Raw genomic sequence first — 19177 nt, 5'->3', positions numbered from 1 at the left:
CCCGCACCTATCTCGAGCGTGTCTTCCAGAAAACCGGCACCCATCAGCAGAGCCAGCTGGTTGCAATGCTGAAGACGATGCAGCCGCTGGTCTCACCTCCGTGCAATGATCCGACTGCGGCAATCCGGCTCTCTGACCTCAATCGGCTCTGCCCTCTGCCGTGGAGGACTGCCTGTCGATCCACAGCGCAATCAAGGTGCACACGGCGCCTGAAAGCAGATAGGCGCCGGCGGCGATGAGGCCGAAATTGCCGGCCATCAGCAGCGCCGCGAGCGGCGCGAAGCCGGCGCCGAACATCCAGGCCAGGTCCGAGGTAACCGCCGAGCCGGTGTAGCGGTGCTGGCGCGAAAAGCTCGATGCGACGATGCCCGAGGACTGCCCGAAGCTCAGGCCGAGCAAGATGAAGCCCAGCACCATGAAGACGGTTTCGCCGACGGCGCCGCCGTCGAGAAGCTGCGGGGCAAAGCCGCTGAAGATGGCGATGGTGATTGCCGAGCCGATGAGCAAATTGCGGCGCCCGACGCGATCGGCCAGCGGACCCGATGCCACGATGGCCGCGATGCCGAAGAATGCGCTCACCGCCTCGATCACCAGGAAACGCTCAGGTCCCTCATTGGTGAACAGGAACACCCAGGAGAGTGGAAACACCGTCACCATGTGAAACAGGGCAAAGCTCCCCAGCGGCGCGAAGGCGCCGATGACGACGTTGCGGCCTTCCGTCCTGACTGTGTCCCTGATGCGCGTCGGCTGCAGGTCGCCGCTCTCATAGAGTTTCGAGAATTCGGGCGTCACCACGATGCGCAGCCTGGCAAACAGCGCCACGACATTGATGGCGAAAGCGACGAAGAAGGGATAACGCCAGCCCCAGGCGAAGAAATCGTCGGCCGACAGATTGGCGACGAAGAAGGCGAACAGCGAGCTTGCCACGATGAGACCGATCGGCGCGCCGAGCTGCGGGATCATCGCGTAGATGCCACGCCGGTTTTGCGGCGCGTTCATCGCAAGCAGCGATGGCAGCCCATCCCATGTTCCGCCAAGCGCCAGACCTTGCCCGAAGCGGGTCAGCGCCAGCAGCCAGGCGGCGACCGCGCCGACGTCGTTATAGGCGGGTAGGAACGCCATGGCGACGGTCGAGGTGCCGAGCAGGAAGAGCGCGATCGTCAGCTTTGCGCCGCGGCCATAGGCGCGGTCGACCGCCATGAACAGCACGGTGCCGAACGGGCGCGCGATGAAGGCCAGCGCGAAGATGGCGAAGGAATAGAGCGTTCCGACCAGCGGGTCGTGCGTCGGGAACACCAGCTTGGGAAACACGATGACCGAAGCGATGGCATAGACGAAGAAGTCGAAGAATTCCGACGTCCGGCCGATGATCACGCCGACCGCGATATCGCCCGCGCTGACCTGGCCGTGATGCGAGCCGATCAGCTTGCTGTCAGTTTCGGCAGTCGAAGTTCCAGCCATAGTTTCGTCGCCACCGAGCTCAAGTTCGGAACGCGATTGTCGTCGTCCCATTATGCGTGCACACTTTCGCGAAAGCCATACCAACTGGGCATTGGACAAATTGTCCAATGTCGTCGCGGTGACGGCGGCAGTAGCCGTTGATCCATACCGCGCCGTAGCCTGCTGAGGCCTGCCGCTGCGTCATCGAGGGCAACGTTTGATGAAACGATCCGGAGCCTTGCTTCTGTTTCCCCTGGCCGTGCTGCTCAGCGGCTGCGACTTCGTCGTCCTGGCGCCCGCGGGCGACGTGGCGGCACAGCAGCGCGACCTGCTCGTATCTTCGACCTTTCTGATGCTGCTCATCATCGTGCCCGTCATGGCGCTGACTGTGCTGTTTGCCTGGCGCTACCGGCAGTCCAACACGGCTGCCACCTATGCGCCAGATTGGGACCATTCGACCAAGCTGGAGCTGGTGATCTGGGCTGCCCCCCTGCTCATCGTCATCTGCTTGGGCGCCCTGACCTGGCTCGGCACGCATTTGCTCGACCCTTACCGGCGCATCGACCGGATCGAGCCTGGACAGCCGGTCACGCAGAACCACAAGCCGCTCCGCGTCGAGGTCGTCGCGCTCGACTGGAAATGGCTGTTCATCTACCCCGACTACGGTGTTGCCTCGGTCAATGAAATGGCGGCGCCGGTCAACCAGCCGATCGACTTCCGCATCACATCTTCGACGGTGATGAACTCCTTCTACGTTCCGGCCCTTGCCGGGCAGATCTATGCCATGCCCGCCATGGAGACGAAGCTGCACGCCGTCATCAACCAGCCGGGCAGCTACACAGGCTTCTCGGCCAATTACAGCGGCGCCGGCTTTTCGGGCATGCGCTTCGCTTTCCACGGCCTGTCCGACAAGGATTTCGAGCAATGGATCGCACAGACCAAAAGCGCGCAGGCGACACTTACCCGTGACAGCTACCTCGCGCTCGAACGGCCAAGCGAGAATGAGCCGGTCCGCCACTATGCATCCGTCGATCCCGACCTCTATGGCGCCATTCTCAATTTGTGCGTCGAGCGCGGCAAGATGTGCATGAACGAGATGATGTCGATCGACGCCAAGGGCGGCCTCGGTCTCGCCGGCGTGCGCAACACCTTGCCGCTGCAATACGACAAGCTTGCCCGGCGCGGCGCGGTGTTCGGCAACGAGCCGTCCTATGTCGCGAGCATCTGCACGGCGGAGGAGGCGGCCGCCGCCTCGCGCGCGTCTCGTGATGCCGATGCCGGGAATTGGCCGATCAGGGATCTGTCGCCTCTGCACGGCGTCGGTCTGCTCAAGCCCGGCGCCGGCAGCCGCCAGGCTGAAGTGGACAAGCCGTCGCTCGGCCTGCTGCGTTTGGAATTGTGAGGGCATAGCGGATGTCTGAGACGCTGACCAAATTCATCTTCGGCCGCCTCACCTTGGAGCAGCTGCCGCTGCACGAGCCGATCGTCGTCGGCACCTTCATCGTGGTGGCGCTTGGCGGCCTCGCACTTCTCGGCGCCGTCACCTATTTCAAGCTCTGGGGCTATCTGTGGCGCGAGTGGTTCACCAGCGTCGACCACAAGAAGATCGGCGTCATGTACATGGTGCTCGGCCTCGTCATGCTGCTGCGCGGCTTCTCCGACGCCATCATGATGCGCCTGCAGCAGGCCATCGCCTTCAACGGCTCCGAGGGCTACCTCAATTCGCATCACTACGACCAGATATTCACGGCGCACGGCGTGATCATGATCTTCTTCGTGGCGATGCCGTTCGTCACCGGGCTGATGAACTTCGTCGTGCCGCTGCAGATCGGCGCGCGCGACGTGTCGTTCCCGTTCCTCAACAATTTCAGCTTCTGGATGACGGTCGGCGGCGCCATCCTGGTCATGGCCTCGCTGTTCGTCGGTGAGTTCGCCCGCACCGGCTGGCTTGCCTATCCGCCGCTGTCCGGCATCGGCTACAGTCCAGACGTCGGCGTCGATTACTACATCTGGGCGCTGCAGGTGGCGGGCGTCGGCACGACGCTGTCGGGCATCAACCTGATCTGCACCATCATCAAGATGCGCGCGCCCGGCATGACCATGATGCGCATGCCGGTCTTCACCTGGACGTCGCTCTGCACCAACATCCTGATCGTGGCGTCCTTCCCGGTGCTGACGGCGGTGCTGACGCTGCTCGCGCTCGACCGCTATGTCGGCACCAACTTCTTCACCAACGACTTCGGCGGCAACCCGATGATGTATGTGAACCTCATCTGGATATGGGGTCACCCCGAGGTCTACATCCTCATACTGCCGCTGTTCGGGGTCTTCTCGGAAGTCACCTCGACCTTCTCCGGCAAGCGCCTGTTCGGCTACACCTCGATGGTCTACGCCACGGTGGTCATCACCATCCTGTCCTACCTGGTGTGGCTGCACCACTTCTTCACCATGGGGTCCGGCGCCAGCGTCAATTCCTTCTTCGGCATCACCACGATGATCATCTCGATCCCGACCGGGGCGAAGATGTTCAACTGGCTGTTCACGATGTATCGCGGCCGCATCCGCTTCGAATTGCCGATGATGTGGACGCTGGCCTTCATGCTGACCTTCACCGTCGGCGGCATGACCGGCGTGCTGCTTGCCGTGCCGCCGGCCGACTTCGTCTTGCACAACAGCCTGTTCCTGATCGCGCACTTCCACAACGTCATCATCGGCGGCGTGCTGTTCGGCCTGTTCGCCGGCATCGCCTACTGGTGGCCTAAGGCCTTCGGCTTCAGGCTCGATCCGTTCTGGGGCAAGGTCTCATTCTGGTGCTGGGTGGTCGGCTTCTGGTTCGCCTTCATGCCGCTCTACATCCTCGGCCTGATGGGCGTGACGCGCCGCATGCGTGTCTTCGACGACCCCTCGCTGCAGATCTGGTTCGTCATCGCCGCCTTCGGCGCGGTGCTGATCGCTTGCGGCATCGCCGCCTTTCTGGTGCAGATCTACGTCTCGATCCGCAATCGTGCGGCGCTCACCGACCCGACCGGCGATCCCTGGGACGGCCGCACGCTCGAATGGTCGACCTCCTCGCCGCCGCCGGCTTACAATTTCGCCTTCACGCCGGTCATTCGCGACAACGATGCCTGGTGGGACATGAAGCAGGCCGGCTACAAGCGCCCGCTCTCCGGCTTCAAGCCGATCCATATGCCGAAAAACACCGGCACCGGTGTCATCCTGGCGGTGTTCAGCGTCGCGCTCGGCTTCGGGATGATCTGGTACATATGGTGGCTGGCGGCACTGAGCTTTGTCTGCCTGATCGCCACCGCGATCGGCCACACCTTCAACTACAACCGCGATTTTGACATCCCGGCAGCCGAGGTCACGCAAACGGAAGAGGCGAGGACGACGCTCCTTGCCGCTCAGGGAGTCAGGGTCTGAGTATGGCATCGATGGCAACAACGGCCGGCGCCGAACCGGTCTTCCACCTCGAAGAAGAGCATGCGCACGCCGAGGGCGGCAGCACCATGCTCGGCTTCTGGCTCTATCTGATGAGCGACTGCCTGATCTTCGCCATGCTGTTTGCGGCCTATGGCGTGCTCGGCGGCAATTACGCGGCGGGTCCCGCGCCGAAGGACTTGTTCGACCTTAGCCTGGTGGCCGTCAACACCACCATGCTGCTCTTGTCCTCGATCACCTACGGCTTTGCCATGCTGACCATGGTCAGGGGTCGCGTCGCGGCGACGCAAGCCTGGCTTGTCGTGACCATGCTGTTCGGTCTCGCCTTCCTGTCGATCGAGCTCTACGAATTCGCGCACATGATCCATGAGGGCGCGACGCCGCAGCGCAGCGCCTTCTTGTCGTCCTTCTTCACGCTCGTCGGCACGCATGGCCTGCATGTCACCTTCGGCATCGTCTGGATGGTGACGCTGATGATCCAGGTCGCCAGGCACGGCCTCATCGAGGCCAACCGCCGCCGTCTGATGTGCCTTTCGATGTTCTGGCACTTCCTCGACGTCGTCTGGATCGGCGTCTTCACCTTCGTCTACCTCATGGGGATGCTGCGATGAGCGCTCACGATCACACGGATCATGACCACACGCATGGCGGCGCGGCGCATGGGTCGCTGAAAGGCTACCTGATCGGCTTCTTCCTTTCGGTGATCCTGACCGCCATTCCGTTCTGGCTGGTGATGAGCGGCGCCATCGACAACAAGCAGGCCACGGCCGTCATCGTCATGGTCTTCGCGGCGGTGCAGATCGTCGTCCACATGGTCTTCTTCCTGCACATGAACCCTTCCTCGGAGGGCGGATGGTCGATGCTGGCGCTGATTTTCACCGTGATCCTTGTCGTCATCGTGCTCAGCGGCTCGCTTTGGGTGATGTACCACCTCAACGCCAACATGATGCCGGGGCTTCACGAGATGCGGCAGATGCCATGAGCCCTGTGGCAGCCGCAGAGAGGACCAACGCCGAGGCAGACGATATCGACCACCCTGCCGCCTCTCTCGTCGCGTCGCCAGAGCGCGCCGGTTCAGCGTCGCGACTGCTGCTTGTCCTGCTTGGGTCCCTCGGCGTTCTGGTGTTTCTTGGCCTCGGCATCTGGCAGCTGGAGAGACGGGTCTGGAAGCTCGACCTGATCGCTCGCGTCGATCAGCGCATCCATGCCCCGGTCGTCGATGCGCCTGGACCCGCGGCCTGGGGCGATATCAACGCTTCCGCCTACGAATATCGCCATGTGCGGCTGGCTGGGCAGTTCCAGGGTGGCGCCAACACACTGGTACAGGCGGTGACCGAGCTTGGCGGCGGCTATTGGGTGCTGACGCCGATGCGCACCGACAACGGCTTTACGGTCCTCGTCAATCGCGGCTTCATCCCGCAGGGGCGCAAGGCGGAATTCCAGCAAGAGAGCGGCGACGCAACGTCGCCGGTGACGGTCGACGGCCTGCTGCGCATCAGCGAGCCCGGCGGCGGTTTCCTGCGCAGCAACGATCCGGCGGCCAATCGCTGGTATTCGCGCGACGTTGCGGCAATCGCCAAGGCGCGCGGCTTGACGGATGTCGCGCCCTATTTCGTCGATGCGGGAGCAACCGGCGCCGACAGCTGGCCGCGCGGCGGGCTCACCGTCGTCAGCTTCCGCAACAGCCATCTGGTCTATGCTTTGACCTGGTTCGCCCTGGCAGTGATGCTGGCAATCGGGCTCGCCCGGCCGGTCCTTGCCGGCCGCCAGAAGCGGGCTGCGGCACGATGAACATCTCCATCCGGCGGCCTCGTCCCGACAAGCCATTCCCGGCGGTTTCGCTCGCCGGCCAGGGCACCAGCTTGAATTCAGATGTGACCAACCGGAAGAACCTGCTTCTGCTCATCCAGTTGCGCTGGCTGGCGGTGGCGGGGCAGGTGCTGACCATCCTGGCGACGCAATACTGGTTCGCCATCCCGCTGCCGCTGGCCGAGATGGCCGGCGTCGTGCTGTTCCTCGTCGGGCTGAACATCTTCAGCCTGCTTGCCTTGCGCGGCAACCGCCGCATCAGCAACACGCAGCTCTTCGTCGCTTTGATCTTCGACATGGCGGCGCTGACGACCCAACTCTATCTGAGCGGCGGCGCCTCGAACCCGTTCGTGTCGCTCTATCTTTTGCAGATCACGCTTGGCGCGGCACTTCTGACATCGTGGTCGACCTGGATCCTCGTGGTCGCGGCATCGGCCTGCTTCGTCTTCCTCATCTTCGTCTTCCAGCCGATCGCCATCCCGCATCACGGCGGCAGCGATCTTCTGGCGCTCCATCTGCGCGGCATGTTCATCTGCTTCGTGCTGGCGGCCGGCCTGATCGTCATCTTCATGACGCGCATCAACCGCAACCTTCGTGAGCGCGACGCCTATCTCGCCGATCTGCGCCAGCGCTCTGCCGAGGAAGACCATATCGTGCGCATGGGATTACTGGCTTCCGGCGCGGCGCATGAACTGGGCACGCCGCTCTCGACCATCTCGGTCATCCTGTCCGACTGGCGGCATATGCGCGGCATCAAGCGCAACCGCGAGCTGTCGGAAGATGTCGCCGAAATGCTGGCGCAGATCGAGCGCTGCAAGAGCATCGTGACCGGCATCCTGATGTCGTCGGGGCAGGCGCGCGGCGAGGGCACGATCCGCACAACCATCCGTCATTTCCTCGACGATCTGGTCCAGGAGTGGCGCGTCAGCCGCCAGCCCTTCCGGCTGGACTACGAGAATGACTTCCAGCCGGACGATGAGATGGTGTCCGACACGGCCTTGAAGCAGGTCATCTTCAATGTCCTCGACAACGCCTATGAAGCATCACACGATTGGGTTGGGGTCACCGCCAAGCGACAGGACGACAGGCTGGTGTTTTCCGTGAACGATCGCGGACCGGGTTTCGACAAGGATATTCTGGCCGCGCTCGGCCAGCCCTATATGTCGAGCAAGGGACGGCCGGGCGGTGGGCTCGGCCTGTTCCTGGTGTTCAACGTGGTGCGCAAGCTCGGCGGCGACATCTCGGTGCGCAACACGGCTGAGGGCGCCTGCGTTACCTTATCGCTGCCGCTGGCGGCGCTGACCAATGGAACCGACCACCATGCCTGATGGATCGCTGTTTATCGTCGAGGACGACGCCACCTTCGCCCGGACGTTGAAACGCTCGTTCGAAAAGCGCGATTACGATGTCACGGTCTGCCACGACCGGGACGCATTGCTCGCCGCGCTGCAAACGGCGGTTCCGGCCTACGCCGTCGTCGATCTCAAGCTCGGAGCCGGCTCCGGCCTCGAATGCGTCAAGCTCTTGAATGCCCGCGATGCCTCGATCAGGATCGTCGTGCTGACGGGATTTGCCAGCATCGCCACGGCGGTCGAGGCGATCAAGCTCGGCGCCTGCCACTATCTGGCCAAGCCCGCCAACACCGACGACATCGAGGCCGCCTTCGGCCGTGGTGTGGGCGACACCTCGGTGCAGCTCACCAGCCGTCCGACCTCGATCAAGAATCTCGAATGGGAGCGCATCCACGAGACGCTGGTCGAGACCGGCTTCAATATCTCCGAGACCGCGCGCCGGCTCGGCCTGCACAGGCGTACGCTCGCCCGCAAGCTCGAGAAGCGTGTGGTGCAATAGGCGCGCCGGCCGCAATCAACTCCAGGCCGGCACGGCGCTCGCTTGCTAGCCGTGCAAGTCGGCTGCTGGCGTCCGCTCGATGTAATGCGAAATTCTCGTCACGTGGTCGATCTGCCTGCGGAAGGCTTCCAGTTCCTGTCCCGTCAATCGGGTTCCCGCCGGCAGCCGGGTCGAAGTCGGATCGTAGTACCGGACGCCGACGCGCAGTTCGTAGTATAAATGCGGCCCGGTCGAGAGCCCGGTCGAGCCGATATAGGCGATGGTTTGCCCCTGTTTCACGGATTGGCCGACCCTGAGGGTCGAGGGCACGTGGGAGATGTGGGCGTAAGTGGTGAAATAGTCGCCGTCATGCTGCAGGCGCACAAATTTGCCGTAGCCGGCCTGCCAGCCGATCGTGACGACGCGGCCATCGCCGGCGGCCACGATCGGGGAACCGTATGGCGCGGCATAGTCGACGCCATTGTGATGCAGCCATCGCTTGAGGATGGGATGCAGGCGCCAGGCAAAGCCGTCCCCCAGCCTTCCCTTGGCCACTGGTTTTGCCATCAGCACTTTCGAAACCGACCTGCCTTGTTCGTCAAAGAACTCGGGCTGTCCGCTCGCGGACGGCTGATAGCGATAAAATATCTTGTCGCCATCGCTGCCATGGAAGGTGGCCGAGATGAGAGCGGAACGGCCATCGGTACCCGTTCGAAAGATCAGGTCCATCGGTCGGCCGGCGGACGCATCCCTATCGACGCTTAGGCCGTTGGCATGTGCCAGATTGATGATCTCGGCCCTGACATCGGCGGGCACTTTCGCCTTATCGACGCGCTGCGTCGGTGACGTGTATCCGCGTGGATGCCCGGCACCGACGGCCATGGCGCCGCAATCCACATCGGACGCTTCGGCGGCAATACGGTCGAACTGGTCACGACTGGCCAGCCGACGGAAGCCGCCGTCGTCGCTGCGCGAAAGGAACACTTCCGCCTCGTCACGGCGATGGAAACGCACGGCCGTCAGCCTTGGAGGCTGACCCGGCGATGCTGGCTTCTCCAGGATAAGATCGAGATGATCCGAGGGGTCGAGCGTGCGGTTGCTCCACGCACTGGACAGCGCATTCCGGTCGGCCTTGCTCACACCGGCCGCGGCCAGCAGGCTGTCGACATCCTGTGTGGCGTTGGGCATCGCCGCGACCCGCTCGACATGGGGCGGCGGCTGTTCGGCCGCGGTGCTGACGTTTATCGCAACACCGCGCATCGGCGGCTTCCGGTCGTCAGCTTGCCGCGGCGTGGAAGACGGCTGCAAAGCCGCCGGAGAGTCCGGTCTTGTCAGCAGAGCGTCGAAGGGGCTCGTCTTTTCAGGCGCGTCGCCCTGATAAAGCAGGGGCCGGTCATCTTGCGCGGCGCCGTCGGCCGCCAGTTCGCCAAAGGCCACCTCGACACGGCGATAGGTGAACTCATCGGCGGATCCGTCAAGCTCCGGCTCGATCAAAGCCGCCGTCGCGTCGCGACTTGCGGGCCGCGGCGGCGGCAATCGATCGCTCTTGGCGGTCGATCCCTGCCTGGTCAACGGCGGTGTTGCCAGGACCGCCTGTGCAACGGCCGCGGGGCGAACGGCGACACGCAGCGTGCCAAGGAACAGCCCCGTGGCTCCGACGGTAGCCAAGAGCACGGCGAGAGCAAGCCGCGCGTGCGTCGCGATGGAGAAGCGGACAATGCGCTCCCGCCAATGGACGCCGAGCAGCGGACCGTAGCTCAGATCGATTCCGCCATGCCGGAATCCGCTGGAACGGACATCAGAGCCCGGATCAGGTTTCCCTTCAACGGGCGGCGCAACAGGCACTGCCATCGAGCAGGCTTCCCCTCTCTTTTTCGCCCCGATTCCAGCCCGCCCGGCCAAAAGCTATCGCCCTCTACGACAAGCATGAACCCATTGGCACCCGTCGAAGCCTCAACTTTTTGTGCGCGAAATGTTATACCATCATGGGTTGACGGATGAACCCTCGAGCGGCCTTGTTGGACGCCACCGGCTTGGTCTATGTCTCGCGGCCTGACGAAACCGCCGCCGACAGCCATTCGACGAACAGCGCCGCCGATTTCGACAGGCGGCGTTGCTGGTTCGATATGACATGCAGGGCGATTGGCAGCGTGTCTCCCAACCCGAACGGCGCGACCAGCCGCCCCGATTCCAGATAGGCGGCGGCGTAGGTCGAGAGCGTAGCGGCGATGCCGCCTGAGCAGGCGGCCAGTTCCAGGGCGGCGGCCGCGTTGTCGGCCTTGATCGGCGCCAGTTTCGGCGCAATGGCGATCTTTTTGCTCCTGGCCCACTGATCCAACAGTTGCACGCGTCCCTGCACATGGATGAGCCGGGCGGCGTTGAACCAGCCGGCGTCCGGTTTGGAGCCGGCTTTGGCTGCGGTTTCCGGGTCGCTCAGAAGCGTCAGCCGCTCCTGCCACAACCTCACCGCGCCCGGCATCCGTTGCGGCGGATCGAGCACCAGGATGCTGAGGTCCGCCAGTTCCACATTGGGATCGGTCCAGATCGTGCTGTTGAGACGGATCTCGATCTGCGGATGAGCGGCGGAAAAACTGCCGAGATGCCGGGCCAGCCACAAGGTCACAAAGCTCAGCGGCGCCGACACCGTCAGGCTGGTCTGCGCACGCGCGCCCATCAGCCCTTGCGTCGCGGCCTCGGCGCGATCGAGCGCCTCGCTCATGCCCGGCAGGTAGGCGGTGCCGACTTCTGTCAATTCGAGGCCGTTGCGCCGCCGATGGAACAGCGGCCTGGCAAAGAACTGCTCCAGCGCGCGCACCCGCTGGCTGATCGCCGCCTGCGTGCATTTCAGTTCGTCGGCGGCGCGGGTAAAACTCAAATGCCGCGCCGCCGCCTCGAAGGCTTCCAGATAGCTGAGGTGCGGCAGGTTTCTCATGTTGACCCTATTTTTCTTGGTCAGACATTATGAAAACGCGGTCACTGGGTAAAGATCGATTTCTTGCGAACTTTGCCTCCCGAGGCTTCTCTAAAGCCTCTTCCAGTCTCCGCACGGAACGCGCCAAAATATGCCCTTCTCCCTGCTCAGATACGGCTTGCGTTCAAAACACGTGTCCTTTGGCGATATCCCTTCGACGCCGGAGCTGAAGCGCTCCTATGACGTCGTGATTGTCGGCGGCGGCGGACACGGTCTTGCCGCAGCCTATTACCTCTCCAACGTGCACGGCATCCGCGATGTCGCGGTGCTGGAAAAGGGTTATCTCGCCGGCGGCAACACGGCGCGCAACACGACCACGATCCGCTCGAATTACATGACCGAGGAATCGGTCCGCTTTTACGACGAAGGCGTGCGCCTCTTCGAGACCATGTCGCGGGACCTCGGCTTCAACATCATGTATTCGCAGCGTGGGCAGCTGACGCTGGCGCATTCGGACCCGGCGATGCGCAGTTTCCATCTGCGCGCCGAAATGGGCAAACATGTCGGCACGCGCATCGAAGCGGTCGATGCAAAGACGGTCAAGGAACTGGTCCCGCACCTCAACCTCGACATCGGTGGCATGCACGAGGTGCTTGGCGGCCTCTGGCACGCGGATGGCGGCACTGCCCGGCATGACGCCGTTGCCTGGGGTTACGCAAAGCATGCCAGCCGGCGCGACGTGGAAATCCACCAGCGTACCGAAGTGACCGGTTTCGAGCTGAGCGGTGACCGCGTCACCCATGTCCGGACCAGCCGCGGCACGATCGCCGCCGGACAGGTGCTGCAGGCCGTCGGCGGCCTCAACGGCCAGGTGGCGGCACTTGCCGGCATCCGCTTGCCGATACGCTGCTTCCCGTTGCAGGCGATGGTGACGCAGCCGCTGAAACCCTTCCTGCACACGCTGGTCTCGTCGGCCAATCTGCACACCTATCTGGTGCAGTCGTCGCGCGGCGAGGTCGTCATTGGCGGCGGCTCCGACCCGTACCAGCTTGCATCGACGCGCTCGACGCTCGATCAGAAGGAACATCTGGCCGAGGGCGCGCTGCACCTCTTTCCCTTCCTGCACAAGGTCAAGCTGTTGCGGCAATGGGCCGGCATCACCGACATGACCCCGGATTACAGCCCGATCATGGGCGCGTCGCCCCTGGCCAACTACTGGCTGGATTGCGGCTGGGGAACCTGGGGCTTCAAGGCCACACCGGTGGCTGGCAAGCGCATGGCCGAAACCATCGCCACCGGCAAGATGCCGGACATATTGAAACCGTTCGACCTGCGCCGGTTCGACAGCTTCGCGCTGCTGAACGAAATGGGCGCGACAGCCGCCAGCCATTGAGGGGGCCATGAAGATATTGATCTGCCCGGTGAACGGGCCCCGCAACATCGCCGAGTTCCAGTATCTCGGCCCGGTCCGCGCCGCCAGCGCCGAGGAACCCGGCCAGCTGATCGAGGCGCTGTTCTACGCGGAGAACCCGCTCGGCGTCATGCGCGAGTGGTGGCGGCACACGCCGTCCAACACCATCCTGATCGCCGAACGCCACACCGTCACCGACCGGATCGTCGCCACCTATCTTCCCAACCAGAAGCCCGCCTGACATGACCGACCGATTGCCGCTTCCCTGGGGATCGCGTCTCGACCGCGCGAGAAAAATCCGTTTCCAGTTCGACGGCCGGATGGTCGAGGGTTTCACCGGCGACACCATCGCTTCGGCGATGGCCGGCGCAGGCCGCTGGATCCTGTCGCGCTCGTTCAAATATCACCGCCCGCGCGGTATCCTGACCATGGCCGGGCAGGACGCCAACACGCTGGTGCAATTGCCGGACGAACCGAATGTCCGCGCCGATCTGCGTGCCGCCGCCGACGGCATGAAGGTCACGGCCCAGAATGTCAGCGGCACGGCCGACCGTGATCGCGGCGCGGTGCTGGACAGGCTCGGCCGCTTCATGCCGGTGGGCTTCTACTACCGCAGCTTCTTTGGCCCGGGCGCCAGGAGCTGGCTGAAATTGTGGGAACCGATCATCCGCAGGTCGGCAGGTCTCGGCAAAGTCGATCTGGCGGCCGCCCCCGGCCACTATGTCAGGGAAAACCTCCACACCGATGTGCTCGTCGTCGGCGCCGGGCCGGCCGGCCTGTCGGCAGCCGTCACGGCGGCCGAAGCCGGCGCTGAGGTGCTGCTGGTCGATCTCAATCCGGAGCTTGGCGGCGCGCTGACTTACGCGCGCTTCGGCCTCGACGATACCGAGGCGCAAGCGACGTTGGAAGCTCTGCGCGCAAGGGTCGAGGCCTGGGCCAACATTCGGGTCATGACGCAGGCGACCTGCAATGGCTGGTTTGCCGACAACTGGCTTCCCGTCCTGCAGGACGACCGGCTTTATCGGGTGAGGGCCAGGCAGATAGTCGTCGCCGCCGGATCGCAGGAGCAGCCGCTGGTTTTCCGCAACAACGATCTGCCGGGGGTACTGCTGTCATCCGCGGCGCAACGCCTGATGCGCCACTACGCGGTCCGCTCCGGACAGCGCGCCGTGGTCTTCGCGGGCAACCGCGACGGCTATCTCGCCGCGCAGGATCTGGTCGAGGCCGGCGTGTCGATTGCCGCAGTTCTCGATCCGGCCGCCAGCCCGGCTTTCCCTGACATGGCGCAGCGCCTGATCGAACGCAATGTGCGCATCGTCCATGGTGTGACGCTGAGCGAAGCCATCGGCACCACTGGCAACCGTCATGTCCGCGCCGTTCGTTTCACCACCGCCGGCGGCGGGACGGAACAGCTCGATTGCGATCATCTGGTGATCGCCGCCGGCTATACGCCCGCTTATCAGCTGCCGCTGCATGCCGGCGCCAGGCTGGACTATGACGATGCGGGCAAGCAGTTCGTGCTGCGCCACCTGCCGGATACGCTCCATGTCGCCGGTTCGGCTGCCGGTTTCTTCGATCTGAAGGCGGTGCTGCGCAGCGGCGAGGTGGCCGGCGCCAAGGCTGCAAAACTGGTTGGCTACGACATCGCCGAGCCGGAGCTGATTGCGGATCCGATTGCGCCGGGCATGAACCATTTCCACCAGCTGCTGGCTCATCCCAGGGGCCGCGATTTCGTCGATTTCGACGAGGACCTGCAGGTCAAGGACATCAAGAATGCCGTCGCCGACGGCTATCGCGAACTCGAGCTGGTCAAGCGCTATTCCACCGTCGGCATGGGGCCGTCGCAGGGCCGGCATTCCGCCTTGACCACCGCCAGGATCGTCGCCGCCGAGACTGGCCGCTCGGTGGGCGACGTGGGCATCACCACCTCGCGTCCGCCCTTTGGACCGGAACAGCTCGGCCTGCTCGCCGGTCCGAACCATGTGCCCTACCGGCATACGCCAATGCATGCCGAGCATGTCGCCGCCGGCGCAAAGCTGACGCCGGCCGGCGCATGGTGGCGTCCGCTTCACTATGGAGTGCAGGGCGATGCGCGAAACACGATCGCCGACGAGGTCGCCCTGGTGCGCAACCGGGTCGGCATGCTCGATGTCTCGACGCTCGGCAAGCTGGCGATCCGCGGACCGGATGCCGCGGCCTTCGTCGACCGGATCTACACCATGGCGCATCTCAAGCAGCCCGCCGGCCGCGTCCGCTATTGCCTGATGCTGAACGACATGGGCTCGGTCATCGACGACGGCGTCGCCTATCGCCTGTCGGAAACCGAATTCTATGTCACCGCCACAACCGGCGCCGTCGCCCGCGTTTTCAGCGAGATGCTGTTCCTCAACGCGCAATGGCGCATGCAGGTCGACATCCAGAACGTCACCGCCGCCTTCGCCGCGATCAATGTCACAGGACCGTCGGCGCGCAAGGTGCTGGAGGCTCTCGGCAGCGATATCGACCTGTCGTCCGAAGGCTTTCCCTATCTGAACGGCCGCAGCGGCGTGATCGGCGGCTGCCCGGTGCGCATCATGCGCATCGGCTTCACCGGCGAATTGAGCTACGAGCTGCATATGCCGCAATCCTTCGGCGCATCACTGTGGCGCAAGCTGCTGGAGATGGGAGCACCGCATGGCCTCAAGCCTTACGGGCTGGAAGCATCGCGCATCCTGCGTCTGGAAAAGGGTCACATCATCATCGGCCAGGACACCGACGCGCTGTCGACCCCGGACGATCTCAACATGGGCTGGGCGCTGTCCAAGACCAAGCAGCGTCATGTCGGCAAGACGGCCATCGAAGCGCGCGGCAAACTTGGGTTGAAACGCAGGCTTTGCGGCTTCGAACTGGCCGAAGGGCATGGCATAAGGCTGGCCGAATCCTGCCTCGTGCTACGCGACGAGCGTCCGGTCGGCTTCGTCACATCGACCTGTTTTTCGCCGACATTGGGCAAATGGATCGGGCTGGCCTATGCCGATCCGCGCGATGCTGCGCCGGGATCCAGCCTGCGCATCCGCGGCCTGTGCGGCAATGAGGTAATGGCCAAGGTCGTGACGACACCGTTCTACGATCCCGAAAACCGGCGGCAGGAAATATAGGATGACCGGGATGGACGTGGTCGATCAGAATCTGCGCCGCAATGCCATCGCGCATCGCCTGCTGCTGCTGGCGAACCTGCCGGGCAGGCACGACAATGTCGTGTTGGATTGCACTGAAACCGAACGTCTCGGGCTGCGTGGTCCGGGCACGATGGATTGGCTCGCCGCCGAAGGCCTGGCCGCGCCTCAGGCGGTGAACACTGCCATCACTCTGCCCTGCGGCACCAACGTGCTGCGTCTGGGACAGCAGGAAGTGCTGTTGACAGCGCCTCCAGGCGCCAGCGGCGACAGGCTGCGCGAATTGCGCCAAGCATGGCGGAATAGCTCAGTGTCGCCCAAGGGCTATGACGCCTATCGCGACGAGGGCTGGGCGTGGTTCGTCATCTCCGGCCCCGGCGCGCCGGCTTTGATGCGCAGGATATCGATGGCCGATCTCAGGCCCGAAAGCCTGAAACTCGGCCAGGTGGCGCAGACCCGCGCGCTGCATCTGGATGTCGTCATCGTGCGCCTCGATCGTTTCGGCGCGGTCTCCTACGACATCTTCTTCGACATTGCGTCGGCCGCCTTCGCGCTGGATGTGCTGACGGAGGCGGCCGAAGGACTTGGGGCCGGCTTCCGGCTCGCCGCGCTTCACCCTGCAGGGTGAAGTCATGGACGATCATTTGCGATTGCACGCAACGCGGCAGGCCTAGCCGCCTCTGCCACTCCACATCGCGTCCGGCACCACAACCAGCTTGCCGACGAAATCTTTCGCCATGAAGTCCGTCTGGGCGCGGTGGAAGTCCGACAGTCTGTAGACGCCGCCAACCAGCGGCCGGATATTTTTCTTCGATGTAGCGCACGATGCGGCGGAAATCCGCGCGCGTGCCTTGGCTTGATCCGTGCAGCTGCAGCTGCTTGAGGTACATGGTTCTGAGATCGAGCTGCACCACCGGGCCGGCGATCGCGCCGGCCGTCGTGTAGCGGCCCTCGGGGCGCAGGATGCGCAAGAGGTCGTTGAAGATGGCGCCGCCGACAAGGTCGGCGACCACGTCGATGGGCTCCCCGCCGGTCGCCTCCGCGACCGCGGCCGGCAGATCGGCGACGCCGCGCGTGATCGCTTTCTCGGCGCCGATATCGAGCAGGGCCTGTTCCTTGCCTTTGCCGACGATGGCGTAGGGAATGGCGCCGCGCGCCCGCGCCAGTTGAACGATGCCGGAGCCGACGCCGCCAGAAGCACCGGTGACCAGCACACGCTCGCCGGCTTTCAGCGCGGCGCGTTCCAGCATCTGCTCGCCGGTGAGATAGGCGCAGCAGAAGGTGGCGAGTTCGACATCGCTCATGTCGGTGTCGACGACATGCGCATTTTCAGCCGGCACCGTCTGGTATTCGGCATAACCGCCATCGCGGCCATGGCCCATATAGTCGATGTCGGCGAGCAAATCGTCATCGCGGTTGTAGATCGAGAAATCGACCATCACCCGTTCGCCGATCCGGTCCGGCGAGACGCCTTCACCGACAGAAGCGATGGTGCCGACCGTGTCAGTGCCCTGGATGCGCGGAAAGCTCAGCGTGTTGCCTTGCCGCCGCCAGGTCGACACGGCTGCAGCATCCTCCTCCGTGCCATAGGCGCCCTGGCGCACCCAGACGTCGGTGTTGTTCATCCCGCAAGCGCTAACCCTTATTAGCACTTCACCGGGCGCTGGAGAGGGCACTTTCACGTCGGTGTTGTAAACGAGCTTCTCCAGCCCGCCATGGCCTATGAGTTGCACGGCGGCCATCGTGGCCGGGACGGTTGGGGTCATTGCATTCATATCGCTTCTCAGAGGCTGGCAAAAACGCTGTTCACCGCATCGGCGGTCCTGGCGACGACGATATCGGCCTCCTCGCGGGTCAGGCAGAGCGGCGGCGCGAAGCCGAGGATGTCGCCCTGCGGCATGGCGCGGCCGATGACGCCGCTGGCGGCAAGTGCTGTTGCGATCTGCGGACCGACTTTCAGCGACGGATCGAAGAAAACGCGGTCGTCGCGGTCTTTGACGAATTCGATCGCGGCCAGCATGCCGCCGCCGCGCACCTCGCCGACATGCCTATGTCCGCCGACAGCCTTGGCGAGCTCAGCGCGGAAATAGGCGCCGGTCTCGCCGGCGTTCCTGACCAGGTCCATCTCGTCGATCAGTTCGAGATTGGCGACACCCGCCGCAACGCAGATCGGATGCGCCGAATAGGTCCAGCCATGGCCGAGCGAGCCGAGCTTGTCGGAACCCTGGACCAGCACCTGCCAGACCTTGTCGGCGACAATGACGCCCGATAGCGGCGCATAGGCCGAGGTCAGGCCCTTGGCGATGGTGATCAGGTCGGGCTTGATGTCGTAGTGGTCGGAGCCGAACATGGTGCCAAGGCGACCGAAGCCGGTGACCACTTCGTCGGCGACGAGCAGCACGTCGTATTTGGTCAGCACGGCCTGGATCTTTTCCCAATAGCCTGCCGGCGGCGGCACGATGCCGCCGGTGCCGAGGATCGGCTCGCCGATGAAGGCGGCGACAGTTTCGGGACCCTCAGCCAGGATCATCTCCTCGAGCTTGTCGGCGCAACGCTGCGAGAACTGTTCTTCGCTCATCGAGCGGTCGGCGCGGCGGAAATAGTATGGTGCCTCGGTGTGCAGGATCGGCGCGCGCGGCAGGTCGAAGGCGTTGTGGAACAGCTCCAGCCCGGTCAGCGATCCGGTCATCACGCCCGAACCGTGATAGCCGCGCCAGCGCGAGATGATCTTCTTCTTCTCGGGGCGGCCAAGGACATTGTTGTAATACCAGATCAGCTTGATGTTGGTCTCGTTGGCGTCCGAACCCGAGAGACCGAAATAGACCCGGCTCATGCCCTTCGGGGCGCGGTCGATGATCATCTTGGCCAGCGTGATCGAGGCCTCGGTGCCGTGCCCGACATAGGCATGGTAATAGGCGAGGTTCTTCGCCTGCTCGGCGATCGCATCCGCGATCTTCTGGCGTCCGTACCCGACATTGACGCAATAGAGGCCGGCAAAGGCATCGATGCTCTTCTTGCCGGTGTTGTCCCACACGATGACGCCTTCGCCGCCGGCCATGATGCGGGCAGGGGACTCACCACGCGCATGCGTGCCCATATGCGTCGAGGGATGGAAGAAGTGGTCGCGATCCCAGGCTGAAAGTTCGTTGGACTGTTCGAGCATCTTTTTGACTCCTGAAAATT

At 63.9% G+C, this 19177-nt stretch carries 15 protein-coding genes and 1 pseudogene; 11 read left to right on the top strand and 5 right to left on the bottom strand.

Features of this window, described 5'->3' with window-relative positions; genetic code table 11:
- Nucleotides 1-138: 138 nt before the first annotated feature.
- On the bottom strand, nt 139-1461 hold the full coding sequence (locus ACVDG8_RS15005; RefSeq protein WP_447255346.1) for an MFS transporter: 1323 nt from the start codon (nt 1459-1461) through the stop codon (nt 139-141).
- 199 nt (nt 1462-1660) lie between these two features.
- Here ACVDG8_RS15005 and cyoA point away from each other — a divergent pair, with 199 nt between their 5' ends.
- The 7 genes from cyoA to ACVDG8_RS14970 are packed head-to-tail and all read left to right on the top strand — an operon-like array spanning nt 1661 to nt 8538.
- The gene (gene cyoA / locus ACVDG8_RS15000; RefSeq protein WP_447255345.1) at nt 1661-2842 is read left to right on the top strand and encodes a ubiquinol oxidase subunit II; all 1182 of its coding nucleotides are present in this window, start codon (nt 1661-1663) and stop codon (nt 2840-2842) included.
- 11 nt (nt 2843-2853) lie between these two features.
- Nucleotides 2854-4860, top strand: coding sequence for a cytochrome o ubiquinol oxidase subunit I (gene cyoB, locus ACVDG8_RS14995; protein ID WP_447255344.1), 2007 nt, complete (start codon nt 2854-2856; stop codon nt 4858-4860).
- Between the two features lie 2 nt (nt 4861-4862).
- Nucleotides 4863-5489 carry a cytochrome o ubiquinol oxidase subunit III gene (gene cyoC, locus ACVDG8_RS14990; protein WP_447255343.1) on the top strand — a complete coding sequence of 209 codons (627 nt, stop codon included), beginning with the start codon at nt 4863-4865 and terminating at the stop codon, nt 5487-5489.
- Nucleotides 5486-5860 carry a cytochrome o ubiquinol oxidase subunit IV gene (gene cyoD, locus ACVDG8_RS14985; protein WP_447255342.1) on the top strand — a complete coding sequence of 125 codons (375 nt, stop codon included), beginning with the start codon at nt 5486-5488 and terminating at the stop codon, nt 5858-5860. The genes cyoC and cyoD overlap by 4 nt, the downstream gene beginning before the upstream one ends.
- Nucleotides 5857-6669, top strand: coding sequence for an SURF1 family protein (locus ACVDG8_RS14980; RefSeq protein ID WP_447255341.1), 813 nt, complete (start codon nt 5857-5859; stop codon nt 6667-6669). Before cyoD ends, ACVDG8_RS14980 begins: the two co-directional genes overlap by 4 nt.
- On the top strand, nt 6666-8015 hold the full coding sequence (locus ACVDG8_RS14975; RefSeq protein ID WP_447255340.1) for an ATP-binding protein: 1350 nt from the start codon (nt 6666-6668) through the stop codon (nt 8013-8015). Before ACVDG8_RS14980 ends, ACVDG8_RS14975 begins: the two co-directional genes overlap by 4 nt.
- Nucleotides 8008-8538: a response regulator transcription factor gene (locus ACVDG8_RS14970; protein WP_447255339.1), complete on the top strand. Its 531-nt coding sequence runs from the start codon at nt 8008-8010 to the stop codon at nt 8536-8538. Before ACVDG8_RS14975 ends, ACVDG8_RS14970 begins: the two co-directional genes overlap by 8 nt.
- Nucleotides 8539-8583: 45 nt before the next feature.
- On the opposite strand, the gene ACVDG8_RS14965 is transcribed toward ACVDG8_RS14970, so the two are convergent.
- Both ACVDG8_RS14965 and ACVDG8_RS14960 read right to left on the bottom strand, forming a co-directional pair.
- Nucleotides 8584-10368, bottom strand: coding sequence for a peptidoglycan DD-metalloendopeptidase family protein (locus tag ACVDG8_RS14965; RefSeq protein WP_447255338.1), 1785 nt, complete (start codon nt 10366-10368; stop codon nt 8584-8586).
- Between the two features lie 187 nt (nt 10369-10555).
- Nucleotides 10556-11449, bottom strand: coding sequence for a LysR family transcriptional regulator (locus tag ACVDG8_RS14960; RefSeq protein WP_447255337.1), 894 nt, complete (start codon nt 11447-11449; stop codon nt 10556-10558).
- A gap of 157 nt (nt 11450-11606) precedes the next feature.
- Here ACVDG8_RS14960 and ACVDG8_RS14955 point away from each other — a divergent pair, with 157 nt between their 5' ends.
- The 4 genes from ACVDG8_RS14955 to ACVDG8_RS14940 are packed head-to-tail and all read left to right on the top strand — an operon-like array spanning nt 11607 to nt 16622.
- On the top strand, nt 11607-12821 hold the full coding sequence (locus ACVDG8_RS14955; protein WP_447255336.1) for an FAD-dependent oxidoreductase: 1215 nt from the start codon (nt 11607-11609) through the stop codon (nt 12819-12821).
- A 7-nt stretch (nt 12822-12828) separates the two neighbouring features.
- Nucleotides 12829-13080 carry a sarcosine oxidase subunit delta gene (locus ACVDG8_RS14950; RefSeq protein WP_447255335.1) on the top strand — a complete coding sequence of 84 codons (252 nt, stop codon included), beginning with the start codon at nt 12829-12831 and terminating at the stop codon, nt 13078-13080.
- Between the two features lies 1 nt (nt 13081).
- A complete protein-coding gene (locus ACVDG8_RS14945; RefSeq protein WP_447255334.1) occupies nt 13082-15976 on the top strand; it encodes a 2Fe-2S iron-sulfur cluster-binding protein in 2895 nt (964 codons plus the stop codon).
- A 1-nt stretch (nt 15977) separates the two neighbouring features.
- Nucleotides 15978-16622 carry a hypothetical protein gene (locus ACVDG8_RS14940; RefSeq protein ID WP_447255333.1) on the top strand — a complete coding sequence of 215 codons (645 nt, stop codon included), beginning with the start codon at nt 15978-15980 and terminating at the stop codon, nt 16620-16622.
- Between the two features lie 42 nt (nt 16623-16664).
- On the opposite strand, the pseudogene ACVDG8_RS14935 reads toward ACVDG8_RS14940, so the two are convergent.
- Both ACVDG8_RS14935 and ACVDG8_RS14930 read right to left on the bottom strand, forming a co-directional pair.
- Nucleotides 16665-17769, bottom strand: a pseudogene (locus ACVDG8_RS14935) (alcohol dehydrogenase family protein).
- Between the two features lie 8 nt (nt 17770-17777).
- Nucleotides 17778-19157, bottom strand: coding sequence for an aminotransferase (locus tag ACVDG8_RS14930; RefSeq protein ID WP_447255331.1), 1380 nt, complete (start codon nt 19155-19157; stop codon nt 17778-17780).
- Nucleotides 19158-19177: the final 20 nt, after the last annotated feature.

It is taken from the genome of Mesorhizobium sp. ORM8.1 (assembly GCF_053005525.2).
This window is presented reverse-complemented; position numbering and strand designations above follow the sequence as displayed.

Coding starts and splice junctions, on each gene's coding strand:
- ACVDG8_RS15005 (WP_447255346.1), bottom strand. CDS start 1,461: ATGGCTGGAACTTCGACTGCCGAAACTGACAGCAAGCTGATCGGCTCG.
- cyoA (WP_447255345.1), top strand. CDS start 1,661: ATGAAACGATCCGGAGCCTTGCTTCTGTTTCCCCTGGCCGTGCTGCTC.
- cyoB (WP_447255344.1), top strand. CDS start 2,854: ATGTCTGAGACGCTGACCAAATTCATCTTCGGCCGCCTCACCTTGGAG.
- cyoC (WP_447255343.1), top strand. CDS start 4,863: ATGGCATCGATGGCAACAACGGCCGGCGCCGAACCGGTCTTCCACCTC.
- cyoD (WP_447255342.1), top strand. CDS start 5,486: ATGAGCGCTCACGATCACACGGATCATGACCACACGCATGGCGGCGCG.
- ACVDG8_RS14980 (WP_447255341.1), top strand. CDS start 5,857: ATGAGCCCTGTGGCAGCCGCAGAGAGGACCAACGCCGAGGCAGACGAT.
- ACVDG8_RS14975 (WP_447255340.1), top strand. CDS start 6,666: ATGAACATCTCCATCCGGCGGCCTCGTCCCGACAAGCCATTCCCGGCG.
- ACVDG8_RS14970 (WP_447255339.1), top strand. CDS start 8,008: ATGCCTGATGGATCGCTGTTTATCGTCGAGGACGACGCCACCTTCGCC.
- ACVDG8_RS14965 (WP_447255338.1), bottom strand. CDS start 10,368: ATGGCAGTGCCTGTTGCGCCGCCCGTTGAAGGGAAACCTGATCCGGGC.
- ACVDG8_RS14960 (WP_447255337.1), bottom strand. CDS start 11,449: ATGAGAAACCTGCCGCACCTCAGCTATCTGGAAGCCTTCGAGGCGGCG.
- ACVDG8_RS14950 (WP_447255335.1), top strand. CDS start 12,829: ATGAAGATATTGATCTGCCCGGTGAACGGGCCCCGCAACATCGCCGAG.
- ACVDG8_RS14945 (WP_447255334.1), top strand. CDS start 13,082: ATGACCGACCGATTGCCGCTTCCCTGGGGATCGCGTCTCGACCGCGCG.
- ACVDG8_RS14940 (WP_447255333.1), top strand. CDS start 15,978: ATGACCGGGATGGACGTGGTCGATCAGAATCTGCGCCGCAATGCCATC.
- ACVDG8_RS14930 (WP_447255331.1), bottom strand. CDS start 19,157: ATGCTCGAACAGTCCAACGAACTTTCAGCCTGGGATCGCGACCACTTC.